Here is a 12,684-nt window from a genome sequence, read left to right as displayed (position 1 = left end):
TTTTGATTAAACTAGATGTAAAAATGATTGCCCTGGTGTGATTTGTTTCTCTTCTGTTTCAATGATATCGCTAAACTCACCTGAATTGGTAATAATCACTGGTGTTGTGACGGACAAGCCGGCTGCTTGGATGGCTTCTATGTCAAACTCAGCAAGCAGTTCGCCTTCTGTGATGGTTTGCCCCTGAACAACCTTCGGGGTAAAATGCTTTCCACCTAATTGTACGGTATCCAGTCCAATGTGAATGAGTACTTCTGCTCCGCTTTCAGAAGTTAGACCATACGCATGGCCTGTTGGGAACACCGTTGTCACGACTCCTGATACTGGTGCAAACAGCTTGCCTTCTGATGGAATGATGGCTGCGCCCTTTCCTAGTGCACCAGATGAGAATGCTTTATCCTGCACTTCCTCCAGCTTGATGACCTCGCCCTTTAAAGGACTTTTCACATGAGCGGCTTTGACCCCATGTTCGTTTTCAATTACCGGTGCAGAAGCGGCCGGCGTTTCATCTTCATCTACTGGATCTTTAAATCCAATCAAATAAGTTAAGATGATCGAAAGGACAAACGAGACCGAAATTCCGATGATAAACCCTGTAAATCCTTGACCGTAGAAAATCGGCAGTGTCAGTAAACTTGGAAGGCCTGACGCAATTGCAATACTTTGTGAATAACCGATAATCGCACCGCCGACCCCAGCAGAGATAACGGCTGCAATAAATGGTTTTTTCAAACGAAGCGTGACCCCGTATACAGCTGGCTCTGTGATCCCAAACACAGCAGAAACTGCTGTTGATCCAGCCAGTGATTTCAGTTTTTTATTCTTTGTTTTCAGCATAACACCGATTGAAGCACCGGCTTGTGAGAATACAGCTGGCGCAGTGGCCGGCTTGATATGATCTTTCCCATGGACTGCGATATTATTTAAAATCACTGGCACAAGTCCCCAGTGGATACCGAAGATGACAAGAATCTGCCAAGCCATCGCAATTAAAGCACCTGCAAGTGTAGGACTAAAGGAGAATACTTTCAGCAAAACAGCTGCAATGCCATTCCCTGCATACACACCAAATGGTCCAAATACGATGAGTGTCAGCGGAACAACCGTGACAAGCAAAATCAGTGGAGTAATAAAGTTTTTGACACTTTCATGAATGACTTTGTTAAAGAAACGTTCGATATATCCCATGACAAACACTGCCAAAATGATTGGGATGACCGTAGATGTATAAGACATTAAGACGACTGGAATCCCGAAGAATGTCACATCTCCGCCGCCTTTTGACAATTCTTGAATGGTTGGGTAAATCAGTGCACCTGCTATCGTCACAGCGACAAACGGATTCGCTTTAAACTTCCTAGCAGAAGTGAATGCGAGCAATAATGGCAGGAAGTAGAACAAGCTGTCAGATGCAGCAAATAAAATTTGATACGACGTATCTTCAGGAGATAACCATTTCGCATTGATACAGATGCCTAAGAGACCTTTTAAAATACCTGCACCCGCCATGACACCGAGAAGTGGTGTGAAAATCCCCGATACAATGTCGACGAATTTCCCGAAAAGGCTTGTGCTCTCTTCACCTGATTTTGCAGATGAAGCAGCGGAATCCTCTAATAGATTCGTAAACTCTCCAATTTCTCGATAAACCTCTGGTACGGTATTGCCAATGACCACTTGAAATTGGCCGCCGCTTTCCATAACGGTAACGACGCCATTTAATTTTTCAATGGCCGCTTTATCTGCTTTTGATCTGTCATTTAAGGTGAAACGAAGCCTTGTGGCGCAATGCACCAATGAATGAACGTTTTTCTCTGTACCAATGTGTTTAATAATGTCTTCTGCTAATTGACGATAACTCATGCAAAAACCCCCTTTTTTTCAAAAAAATACGTTTTTGGGCAAAATAAAAACCTAAACGGGCACCAAAAAAAGTCGCAGCTTGCTGTTGCGCTTTTTCAGTGAACGTTTAGGTTTTGCCTGCCGAACAGTCACAATCCTCTAAGACGATCATTGTGAAACCGTATTCTTTTATGTTTATGAGCAAATAGTACCACTCACCTTTTCTCATGTCAACGCTTTCTTTTAAAATCTATCTTTATTTTTCTCGTTTGATCAGTCGATTCAAATGAATTGATAGATACAGCATCTCCTCTGATGTGAGATCCCGGTGATAGGTTTGATAGACATATTCTGCGATTTTCTTTGCGCAATCGTATGCTTTCGGATATTTCACTTTGATGAGCTGATATAAGTCCTGATCTTCGCTGACAAGGAGTGTTTCATTGATCAGACGCTGGACGAAAAAGCGCAAATGCGTGAGAAAACGATAGAAGTTGAGTGAGTCCTCATCAAATTCCATGTTGAGGTGATATTTCACAATGGTGAGAATGGCATTGACTTCCTTTGTGATATTGACCGTCGTATTCATATCCTCATTGAGCTCTGCGTTAATGATATGCATGGCAATAAAACCCGCTTCATCCTCAGGCAGTTCAATATGAAGGCGCTCTTCAATCATCTCAAGACAGTCCTTTGCCACAAGAAATTCATCTTTGTATAAGCGTTTAATCTCCCAAATAAGCGAATTCTCAATCAGATGATTTTTCTTCAGCCGTTCGATGGCGTAATGAATATGGTCTGCCAGCGAAACATGCAGACTTTCGTTTAATCTTCGGTTCAGCTTTGTATGTGCATATTGGATCATTTCCTCGGTCACCTTGACCACATCATACGGAACCTCTTGAAGCAGCATTTTCATCCGCTCGTGAACGGAATGATCCTCCAAGCGGAAGACTTTATCAATCAACGATTCGTCCACCGGGTCCCCGGGACGTCGCTGGAAAGCGATGCCTCTGCCCATGACAACGATTTCTTTTCCATGTTCATCTATGACACTAATGACATTATTGTTTAGAACCTTTTGTATCTGCAACCCCAAACACCTCCGTCTATAAACCACAATCTTCACTCAAAATATGCTCTCATCTTAACACAACTGTCAAATCACTTGGTGCTTTTATCTGACTTTTGCAATAGATTTCACCATGATTCTACCCTTTCATAGCTGGTCTGTTCCTTCAATTGCCTGCATACAATACTCCTGAGGAGGTGACCTTCTGTGAAATCTTTTTTCTGGTCTGCATCATTTTTATTCTTGCTCATGTTTACCCTCATCATTCTAGGCATCGTATTCTGGCTGAGTGGACAAGGCTTAGGCCAGCTTTGGAGATATGTGCTCATTTCACTTGTCACAGCGGCCGTTTTGCGCGGCGTCACCACTTGGCTGAAACGGCATGTGATGCACCTTTCCTCCAAATAAAAACGGCTGCCCCGAGTGTTCAGGCAGCCGTTTCTTTATTCTTTGGTTGCTGCAGCTTCTTTCTGAGAAGCACGCAGCTCATCATTGATTTTTTTCGCATCCTCTAAAAACTCTGTTTCATATCCACTTTTGAGTGCCCACATATAAAATAGCAGAGCTACCACCGTAATCAGTGCCATGTCCCAGCCATAATGAATGATGTTATAACCGCCGAATTTATCACTGCCAAGACAGGAAATCGTCATCATCACAAGCAGGTACACAACCATCCAAGCACCCGCCTTAAAGTTGCGGCCGAAGCCTTTCCACTTCGCTTTTGCTTGATAGTAAAAATAGATAGGAAGACCAATGAGAATAATGAACAGCACCTGACCTGTTAACGGCCATCTTGCCCAATACAGCGTCAATGAGGCAAAGACAAAACCGAGAGGAGCAATGATGCTGAGTCCTTTTATTCGGAGCGGTCGATATAAATCTGTCCCTGTCTTTCTCAGCGTCATGACGGTCACTGGTCCAGTCAGATACGAAATGAGTGTAGCGACAGAGATAATTTCTGCAAGTACACCCCAGCCTCTAAATAAAAACAGAAAGATAAACGATACGGCTAAGTTAAAAAACATTGCTGGACGAGGCACGCCGTAAATAGGGTGCAGACGGCCAAGCACACTTGGCATGTATTTGTTTTTTTCCATTCCATAAATCATACGAGACGTCGTTGCCGTATACGTAATTCCTGTACCAGAAGGCGACACAAACGCATCCGCATATAAAATCAGAACAAGCCAGTTAATACCAAGCGCAATGGCAAGGTCCGCAAATGGCGAGTTGAAATTCAAATGACCCCATCCATTCACGATCATAGATGGATCAACAGCACCGATAAAGGCGACTTGTAAAAGGACATAAATCACAGTTGCAATGAAAATCGATCCGACAATGGCAATTGGAATCGACCGGCCTGGATTTTTTGCCTCACCGGCCATGTTAATCGGGCTTTGGAAGCCATTGAAGGCAAACACAATCCCAGATGTCGCAACAGCTGTCAGCACACTCGCCCAGCCGTTAGGGGCAATACTTGTTCCAGAAGTAAAATTCTCACTATGAAAACCTACGAATAAGAGCGCACCAATTGTTAATCCTGGAATGACAATTTTAAACACGGTAATGAATGTATTTGCTTTTGAAAATAACCCAACTGTCCAATAATTAAGCAGAAAGTAAATCACAAGCAGCACACTGGCAACCATAAGACCTTCTGTCGTCAATACCCCTTTTGTAACCAAATGAGATGTCCACTTTGCCCACTCCCAAGGCCATGAGCTCATGTACTGGACGGAAGCAACCGCCTCCACTGGTATCACGGAGACAATGGCGATCCAGTTCGCCCAAGCTGCAATAAACCCAATAAAAGATCCGTGTGAATATTGCGTATATTTCACCATTCCGCCTGCCTCTGGAAACATCGAACCGAGTTCACTATAAGACAAAGCGATAAATAAAATCACAACCATCCCAATCAACCAGGATAAAATAGCAGCAGGACCGGCGATTTGAGCCGCACGCCAAGCACCGAAGAGCCATCCTGAACCAATGATTGAGCCAAGACCTACCATCATTAAAGCGAAAGTTCCCATCCTACGATGCAAATGATTCATGTTCATAACACCTTTCGATTAAAATACAGAGCATGTGTCAAGCAAGCGTCTTTCTTTCAAAGCAGCTCACTTTTCATTTTACTGGCAAATATTTCTTCTAATAAACATTTACCCTTGTTCATTTTTTTCGCCTGTTATATTATCTCTCAATTCTTCATTTTCTGAAATAGTCGAACATGCTTATTTCAAAAGAAAGCGCTTTTTCACCTGTTCAATCTATTAGACTGAATAACTACCTTTACCCTTATTTTGAAAAAAACAAAACAAAAAAGATAGAGGAAATGACTTCCTCTCCCTTCTAACCCACGCCATGTAAAGAAAAAAAGGATAAAGGGGGGTTCCCTCTATCCTTGTGAAATCGCTTGTTCTTTTTCAATAACAGCTAGTCTTTCTTGAACTTCTTCTTCAGATAAATTGTGCTGTTTCACATACAGGTTCCGTTCGCTTGTGCGGCATTCATGACTGCAGCTGCGCATATACTTATGCTCACTCTCTTCAGTGGCAATCATCTTACGGTTACATGCAGGGTTCGCACAGTTCACATAACGCTCGCAAGGCTCACCAGTGAAGAAATCTTTTCCGACAACCACATGCTCTGTTTGATTCACTGGTACTGTTAAGCGATTATCAAACACATAGCATTGACCGTCCCATAGCTTCCCTTGTACTTCTGGGTCTTTTCCGTAAGTGACAATTCCGCCGTCAAGCTGAGAGACATCTTCAAAGCCTTCACGCTTTAACCAGCCTGAAAACTTCTCACAGCGTACGCCGCCTGTGCAATAAGTCAGGATTTTTTTGCCTTCAAGAATCTCTTTATTGTCACGAATCCACTCAGGTAATTCACGGAATGTCTCAATATCAGGACGAACTGCCCCTCTGAAGTGACCAACATCAAACTCGTAATCATTACGCGCATCAATCACAACAGTATCAGGTGATTGCATTTGCTCGTAAAATTCAACCGGGCTAAGATGTTTCCCCGTTAATTCCAACGGATTCACATCATCCTCAAGGCTGAGGTTCACTAGTTCATTCCGATGACGGACGTGCATTTTTTTAAACGCATGACCATCCGCTTCGTCAATTTTGATCGGCATAGACGCAAAGCGCGGATCTTCTTTTAACGCTTGCATGTACTTGTCCGTTTGCTCAATAGTTCCAGAAACCGTTCCGTTCAAGCCTTCTGCTGATACGAGGATACGGCCTAACAAACCAAGCTCCTTACAGAATGCTAAATGCTCTGCTGTAAACGTCTCTGGGTCCTCAATGGGGACATATTGATAGTAAAGTAAAACGCGATATTGTTTTTCCATCTATATAAACACCTCTTAAATTTAATCAAAACATACCATTCTTTATCATACAGGAAATACATACCTAAAGGCAATGTCGGCGGCTTAATTCCATAAAACGGAAGGGCCTTTCTTCTCATATATTTGACTATTTGACAGAACTTTCTGTAAAATGAGATGATTTATGAACAATATGATGTGTAAAGGAGCAATGATCCATGATCCAGCCAGAAGATATTGTCAGAAGCGGCCCTAACCAATTTATTTCTCAAAAGGGAATCTATCATGAACTTGAATCCCTTGTTTCTCCTTTTCAGTCACCTGCTGTAGTGACAGGATATGATTCATACCAAGCTTTTTCACAATACACAAAGCTGCCGTCCGAGTGGCCTTTCATTCAGCACAAAGGATACAGTTCGCCTAATGCGGTCACACAGATCGCAGAAGAGCTTAACGGGTCAGATGTGATCATCGGCATCGGGGGCGGAACGATTTTAGATACCGCAAAATCAGTTGCAGACGTTCTTCAAATCGAAGTCATGATGGTGCCAACGATTCCCGGCACATGTGCTGCGTCTACACCTCTCAGCGTCATTTATGATGACAAAGGAAATTTCATGAGAGTTGATTATCATAAACGATCCAGCTACCTCACCTTAATTGATCATACTTTTTTGCTTTCCTCTCCTCTTTCCTACTTTCAAAGCGGAATTGGTGATACGCTGGCAAAATGGTATGAAGCAGAAGCGATTATTCGTAACACAAAAGGCGCCTTGCCGCTCATGGTACATGCAGCACTAAAGCAGGCGGTATATGTTCGAGACATTCTTCTTTCTCATAGTGAAGAAGCTGTCAACAGCTTAAAAACAGGTCAGCTTTCACAAGCATTCGCAGATGTGACAGATACGATTATTACGTTAGCAGGAACAGTCGGCGGCTATGGGGGACGCTATGGAAGAATGGCAGGAGCCCATGCCGTTCATAATGGATTGACATTTATTGAAGAAACGCATCATGTGTTACATGGACAAAAAGTAGCTTATGGCATCCTCGTCCAGCTTGCCGCAGAAAACCGAATGTCCGAGGTTGAGGAATTACTTGAACTCTACCAAACTCTCGGATTACCTAGAAATATGCGCGATCTTGGTATGACAACTCAACTGGAAGAAGCGGCACTTACGGTAGCAAACCATGCGGCACGTAAAGATGAAACCTTTTGTTTAATTGGGGACTATTCTAAAGAACAGATTGTTGACGCCATTCAAATCATTGAGACCTATCACCCCCAAAAATCTGTCTAAAGATGAGGGAAATAAAAAAGCACAGGCATCGCACCTGTGCTTTTCCTTCGATTAAAAATCAAAGTTATCTGGATCTGGACCTGTGCGCTCATCTTCATTGAGCTGATCAATGACACCCATCTCACGTGCGGACAGCTCGAAATCGAAGACTTGTGTGTTTTCGATGATTCGGCTCTTCGTCACAGATTTTGGAATGGTGATAATGCCATGCTGCAAGTCCCAGCGAAGAATCACTTGCGCTACTGACTTGTCATGTTTTTTCGCGATATCCTGGAGAACAGGATGGTTTAGAAGCTTCCCGCTGCCTAATGGCGACCACGCCTCTACATGAATTCCTTTCGATTTGCAGTAGTCTCGTAAAGGCTCCTGCGTCAGCTTCGGATGCAGCTCGATTTGATTCACCATTGGCACAACTTCTGCCTCTTCCAATAAATCCTCTAAATGATGCTGATGGAAATTACACACTCCGATCGCTCGAACGCGTCCATCCTTATATAGTTTCTCTAGCGCTTTCCATGTTTCTTTATATTTGCCTTCAACTGGCCAATGAATTAAATAAAGATCTAATACATCTAATCCCAGCTTGTTCATACTTGTTTCAAAGGCTTCGAGTGTTGATTCATAGCCTTGATCATTATTCCAGACCTTTGTCGTAATGAATAGATCATCGCGCGAGATACCTGATTGCTGAATGGCTTTGCCTACCCCTTCTTCATTTTGATAGGCGGCTGCTGTATCAATGCTGCGGTAGCCCGCTTCAAGAGCGTCTTTGACGGCATTTACAGCCTCATCCCCATCTTTTACCTGCCATACACCAAAGCCTAGCTTCGGCATTTTCACTCCGTTTGCTAATGTGACTGTATCTGTTAATCCACTCATCAAACAAACCTCCGCTTCATTTTTAACTACCAAGCACTATACCCGAATTTTCGATTGATCATGCATGACATTCTGGCTGAGCTATTTGATATATTTTCCTATATCAACTTGATTGGTGTCAACGATTTGATATTCGCTGGTTTGATCTTTTGTTTTAGAAAAATCATATGTTTCTAAAAATGTTTGATCGTAAAAAGTCAGACCATATGTTTCCTTTTCATTCTCATACACTCTGATCCAATAAGACTCTTTTGAAGTTTTTTTAGTTTCATTCGTTTTCTTTAATTTCATACCCGAAAATTCCTTGAGTAACTTTTGAATATCCGCTTTCTTTTCCACCATAACACGCTCATTATCATGCTCAATTTGAATCGAAGTCACCTTGTTTTGATCAATTGAGGCCACATCATCAAAAGAGTATGTTTTTGCATTGATCAGAAAATAAATACCAATTCCTAATAAAATAATGACGACTAAACCAATCATCCACTTTTTCAACCTAACTCCTCCTTCCTATTCTCAGCACACCTATAAAAACAGCGAAGTCCAATCATCCTCCTCAGAAAATACCTGAATCCCGTGCTGTTTGAGCAAGGCGGATGTCACTCCATCCCCAGCTTTTGTCCCCCCGTTAAAATCTCCGCGATAAATCATCCGGCTGCCGCAGGAGGGGCTGTACTCTTTTAACACAACCGCCTTCGCTTTCAGAGACTGAATCTGTTCCAGCGCCATTTTCGCACCTTTTACATACATCTCCGTGACATCATTTCCATGTACATCAATCACGGAGGCGAGGCCCTGTAATACATCATGTCCGTCTCCGCCAATGATTTCTGCGGGAGGCCTTGGCGTGGAAAGGCCGCCAAGCAGCTCAGGACAAACTGTGACCGCCTTTCCCTCCTGAACAAGCTCCTCAATTCGCTGATCTAATCGATGGCTGCCATTATAACGAACCTTCAATCCAGCAAGACAAGCACTGACGACAATCATGTATGTTCCTCACTTTTTTTGCTGACTTTAAAATAAATACATACAGGCAAGAAACATATCGTATTCACCAAAAAGGGCAGAGCACAATACAAAGCAGCAGCCCAAATTGGTTCTCCAGGTCCTGCAATACCAAAAAAATAAACAAATAATAGCACGCTGACAAACAATCCCACAAATGGCATGATGAATACGTATTTTTTATAATTTTCTATCATTTCTTTCTCCAATGAGCTCCCTCCCTTTCTTCATGGTTTCAAATAACATCAATATATGTTAATTTTACCATAAAAAACCGAAACCATCTCCTTTTTACGATGGTTTCGGTTTTTTATCTATATCTTTTCTTTCCAAGCTTTTAAGAAGCGTTCAATTACTTGTAATTCATCCTCATGAAACTGCTGAAGAAATTCTAAATAGGACGTGACTGCTTTTTCATGCAGCTCGTCATGAAGCGCTGCCAATTGCTTGCCTTCCTCTGTCAAAGAATAATAGACAGATTTCTTATCACCCTGCCGGTGGCAATAGTCCACCATGCCTTTTTCAATTAGTTTTTTCACAGCCTTTGTAATAGCTGGCTTTGATAGTTTTAGTTGTTGAGATAGAAATGTATTGTTTGATTCGTTTGGATTGGCTTGAATCATCGATAAAATGTGAAGCTGTGTGAGTGTCCATTCTTGTTTGAGTGTATCAGTCGTGGTAATCAGTGGATCTGTTGGATCATTCCGTCTCTTTTCCCTATGCATAATCAGATCTTGAATCGCTTTTAATACAATCTGCTCTTTTGTTTCCATCTGAACCTCCACTCTTAACTGGTTAATAAAATGGTACTAATAATGAAGAAAGGAGTCAAAAGAAATGTGGTTGTTAGTAAAATAATAGGCCATCAGACCTTAAAATTGTATATGTACTTTTATACTAGATTCTCCTCATCCTGTCACATGCTATAATCATGGGGATGTCATCCAATTTATCATAATGAAAAGGTGAGCTAAATGAAACCTGAACAACTAATGGCCATTCGCCAATTAGAAGAAAAGATACATCTGTTTTCCTCTGCTGTGAACGGAACCTTCCTTGCATCGGACGATTTCGTTCTATCCAATACTCAAATATCGACTGACACGTTCAATTTGCTCTTACCGACATCAGCTCAAATCCAAGATCCAAAAAAAGTGAAAGCTGCCATTGAACACATGCGGTCACAGAAACTCATCTTCAGCACATGGGTCGATCACCGTTTACTCCATCCTGATTGGGCTGATTTATTAAAGGACTATCACCTTCAAGAGGTCGAACGCAATACCATCATGATGCTTGAGCATACAGGTGACATTGATCCAGTCACATCCTCATCACTTACAATCAAGGAAGTACTTGATGAGCAGACACTATTTGATTACACACATATCTTTATTGAACTATTCAAAGGATCGACTGAGGCCGCCGCCTTAGAAGATTATTTCCAGCGTTTTTCGATTAAAAAATTACACTCAAAAGCTCGCATGTTCGTGGGATATGAACACCATAAGCCGGTCACAACAGGCTTATTATTCGAGACAAACGACAGCTACGGTATTTATGATGTCATAACAAGGGCAGAACACCGCGGCAAAGGACTTGGCAGTGACATGTTTCATTACCTTTTGACCAAGACAGAGAATAAACAAAAATGTGTCATCTTACAAGCATCAGCAGACGGCAAAAATATTTATCAACGTGCCGGCTTCCAACCAATCGGTGAAATGGCCGTCTTTGAATAGAAAGGTACTTTTCTTGTGAATTTGAAATGAACATAAAAAAGCTGCCTAAAGATAGGCAGCTACAGATTGTTGAAAAAGGGCTAAAATGATCTTTATTTTAGCTCTTTGTTTTCATTTCAGCGTGATAGAAAACCTTTGCAGTCTAGGAAGGACGAGCATCGGAGCGGAGCGAATTTGACATTCGTGAGCACCAGAGCGCAGAACTGACAACGAATGCGAGGGTTTGTCTACACGCTGAAGCTGCCTAAAGATAGGCAGCTATTCAGCATGATGCTGACGATCCATATAAAGCGGCGGTCTCTTCAGCGAAATCACCGCACAGCTAAAGGCAATCAGTACAAACACAGCACCGAATTTAGCCAGATCAACAGAGGAACCGGTCATCGTAAACATGACTCCGCCAACCGCAGATCCAATCGAAATGCCGATTTGCAAGGCAGATGTATTTAAGCTCTGCTGAATATCAGACGTGACAGGATCTGTTTGAATCAAATAACTCTGCAAAGCAGGCGTCAGTGCCCAGCTGAGCGCTCCCCAAAGGACAACCATGACCATAAAGAGCGCGAACACCCCCGCTGTATAAGGAAGGATAAACATGACGATCGCAAACGCCATAGTCACAAGCAAAATGGCTTTTCCTGAACCCAGTTTGTCACTGAGCCAGCCGCCAAACCCATTCCCGCCTATAGACGCAAGTCCGAAGATCAAATAACAAATACTAATCAAAAACGGGGTCATATGCAGAACTTCCATCAGAAATGGAGTGAAATAAGAATAAAGCATATAATGGCCTGCAAGCATAAACAAACTGATCAAGTGTGCACTAAAAATTTTCGGATGCCCTAAAGAACGAATCTGCTCTCTAAGAGGCGTCACTTTTTCAACAGGCATTTTTTCCAATAGAAAATAGATCAGCACCATCGATATGGCAGAAAGAATACTGATTCCTAAAAACATCACTCTCCAGCCAAAGCTCTCTGTAATAAAAATACCGATCGGTACACCGAGAACAAGTGAGGAGCTAATACCAATAAAAATCAGCCCTAATGCTTTCGCACGATGCGCTGGTTCCACCAATTTGGCAGTGATCGTCAAAGACAACACCACCACAAGCGCTGTACTCATCGCAATCAACACCCTAGATATCATGACAAGGGCAAAGGTCGAACTAAAATAAGTGAACACATTTCCTATTGTAAACACCAATAACGCGATTAAGTAAAGGCGCTTTCGTTCGATTTTGGCTGTCGCAGTCAGCAGCACGGGTGCTGAAATGGCATACACAATCGCAAATACCGTAATGAGCTGTCCGGCTGTTGCAAGAGACACATTCAAATCCTCTGCAAGACTTGGCAGAATGCCACCAACCACAAGCTCAACTAATCCAACCGCAAAAGTAGAAACGGCTAATAAATATACTCTCCAGTTCATGTCTAACATCCCTTCTGTATATCATCGCTTTCACTTTTGATACAGGGTGCAGAC

General features: G+C 42.4%; 13 protein-coding genes. 3 read left to right on the top strand and 10 right to left on the bottom strand.

Annotated features, from left to right (window positions below):
- Positions 1-6: 6 nt before the first annotated feature.
- Positions 7-1,863 (bottom strand): beta-glucoside-specific PTS transporter subunit IIABC, encoded by a 1,857-nt coding sequence (locus tag MHB66_RS01375; RefSeq protein WP_034283128.1) that lies wholly within the window; start codon positions 1,861-1,863, stop codon positions 7-9.
- Between the two features lie 235 nt (positions 1,864-2,098).
- Complete coding sequence (locus tag MHB66_RS01370) at positions 2,099-2,935, bottom strand: PRD domain-containing protein (protein ID WP_024424409.1); 837 nt, start codon at positions 2,933-2,935, stop codon at positions 2,099-2,101.
- A gap of 186 nt (positions 2,936-3,121) precedes the next feature.
- Between MHB66_RS01370 and MHB66_RS01365 the strand changes: the two genes are divergently transcribed.
- Entirely contained in the window at positions 3,122-3,322 is a 201-nt protein-coding gene (locus MHB66_RS01365) for a hypothetical protein (RefSeq protein WP_034283125.1), read from the top strand.
- A gap of 35 nt (positions 3,323-3,357) precedes the next feature.
- On the opposite strand, the gene MHB66_RS01360 is transcribed toward MHB66_RS01365, so the two are convergent.
- Together MHB66_RS01360 and MHB66_RS01355 are read right to left on the bottom strand one after the other, a co-directional pair.
- Positions 3,358-4,977, bottom strand: a complete 1,620-nt coding sequence (locus MHB66_RS01360; protein ID WP_034283122.1) for an APC family permease — start codon at positions 4,975-4,977, stop codon at positions 3,358-3,360.
- 344 nt (positions 4,978-5,321) lie between these two features.
- The gene (locus tag MHB66_RS01355; RefSeq protein ID WP_039176148.1) at positions 5,322-6,290 is read right to left on the bottom strand and encodes a rhodanese-related sulfurtransferase; all 969 of its coding nucleotides are present in this window, start codon (positions 6,288-6,290) and stop codon (positions 5,322-5,324) included.
- A 197-nt stretch (positions 6,291-6,487) separates the two neighbouring features.
- On the opposite strand from MHB66_RS01355, the gene MHB66_RS01350 reads away from it, so the two are divergent.
- The gene (locus MHB66_RS01350) at positions 6,488-7,570 is read left to right on the top strand and encodes an iron-containing alcohol dehydrogenase family protein (RefSeq protein WP_046313673.1); all 1,083 of its coding nucleotides are present in this window, start codon (positions 6,488-6,490) and stop codon (positions 7,568-7,570) included.
- 51 nt (positions 7,571-7,621) lie between these two features.
- Here the strand turns inward: MHB66_RS01350 and MHB66_RS01345 are convergent, their stop codons facing one another.
- The 5 genes from MHB66_RS01345 to MHB66_RS01325 form a co-directional block, all read right to left on the bottom strand.
- Entirely contained in the window at positions 7,622-8,449 is an 828-nt protein-coding gene (locus MHB66_RS01345; RefSeq protein WP_034283114.1) for an aldo/keto reductase, read from the bottom strand.
- A gap of 81 nt (positions 8,450-8,530) precedes the next feature.
- The gene (locus MHB66_RS01340; protein ID WP_046313670.1) at positions 8,531-8,947 is read right to left on the bottom strand and encodes a DUF5301 domain-containing protein; all 417 of its coding nucleotides are present in this window, start codon (positions 8,945-8,947) and stop codon (positions 8,531-8,533) included.
- 30 nt (positions 8,948-8,977) lie between these two features.
- Positions 8,978-9,439: a DUF523 domain-containing protein gene (locus MHB66_RS01335; RefSeq protein WP_046313668.1), complete on the bottom strand. Its 462-nt coding sequence runs from the start codon at positions 9,437-9,439 to the stop codon at positions 8,978-8,980.
- Positions 9,436-9,666, bottom strand: coding sequence for a hypothetical protein (locus MHB66_RS01330; RefSeq protein WP_046313666.1), 231 nt, complete (start codon positions 9,664-9,666; stop codon positions 9,436-9,438). The genes MHB66_RS01335 and MHB66_RS01330 overlap by 4 nt, the downstream gene beginning before the upstream one ends.
- A gap of 105 nt (positions 9,667-9,771) precedes the next feature.
- Entirely contained in the window at positions 9,772-10,230 is a 459-nt protein-coding gene (locus MHB66_RS01325) for a MarR family transcriptional regulator (protein ID WP_034283105.1), read from the bottom strand.
- A gap of 201 nt (positions 10,231-10,431) precedes the next feature.
- On the opposite strand from MHB66_RS01325, the gene MHB66_RS01320 reads away from it, so the two are divergent.
- Positions 10,432-11,199 carry a GNAT family N-acetyltransferase gene (locus MHB66_RS01320; protein WP_046313664.1) on the top strand — a complete coding sequence of 256 codons (768 nt, stop codon included), beginning with the start codon at positions 10,432-10,434 and terminating at the stop codon, positions 11,197-11,199.
- Positions 11,200-11,457: 258 nt separating this feature from the next.
- Here MHB66_RS01320 and MHB66_RS01315 read toward each other — a convergent pair whose 3' ends face one another.
- Positions 11,458-12,630, bottom strand: coding sequence for an MFS transporter (locus MHB66_RS01315; protein WP_046313662.1), 1,173 nt, complete (start codon positions 12,628-12,630; stop codon positions 11,458-11,460).
- Positions 12,631-12,684: the final 54 nt, after the last annotated feature.

The sequence above is a fragment of the Bacillus sp. FSL L8-0167 genome, from assembly GCF_038630295.1.
Classification (GTDB): domain Bacteria; phylum Bacillota; class Bacilli; order Bacillales; family Bacillaceae; genus Bacillus; species Bacillus safensis.
This window is presented reverse-complemented; position numbering and strand designations above follow the sequence as displayed.

Coding starts and splice junctions, on each gene's coding strand:
- MHB66_RS01375 (WP_034283128.1), bottom strand. CDS start 1,863: ATGAGTTATCGTCAATTAGCAGAAGACATTATTAAACACATTGGTACA.
- MHB66_RS01320 (WP_046313664.1), top strand. CDS start 10,432: ATGAAACCTGAACAACTAATGGCCATTCGCCAATTAGAAGAAAAGATA.
- MHB66_RS01325 (WP_034283105.1), bottom strand. CDS start 10,230: ATGGAAACAAAAGAGCAGATTGTATTAAAAGCGATTCAAGATCTGATT.
- MHB66_RS01350 (WP_046313673.1), top strand. CDS start 6,488: ATGATCCAGCCAGAAGATATTGTCAGAAGCGGCCCTAACCAATTTATT.
- MHB66_RS01355 (WP_039176148.1), bottom strand. CDS start 6,290: ATGGAAAAACAATATCGCGTTTTACTTTACTATCAATATGTCCCCATT.
- MHB66_RS01360 (WP_034283122.1), bottom strand. CDS start 4,977: ATGAATCATTTGCATCGTAGGATGGGAACTTTCGCTTTAATGATGGTA.
- MHB66_RS01315 (WP_046313662.1), bottom strand. CDS start 12,630: ATGAACTGGAGAGTATATTTATTAGCCGTTTCTACTTTTGCGGTTGGA.
- MHB66_RS01335 (WP_046313668.1), bottom strand. CDS start 9,439: ATGATTGTCGTCAGTGCTTGTCTTGCTGGATTGAAGGTTCGTTATAAT.
- MHB66_RS01345 (WP_034283114.1), bottom strand. CDS start 8,449: ATGAGTGGATTAACAGATACAGTCACATTAGCAAACGGAGTGAAAATG.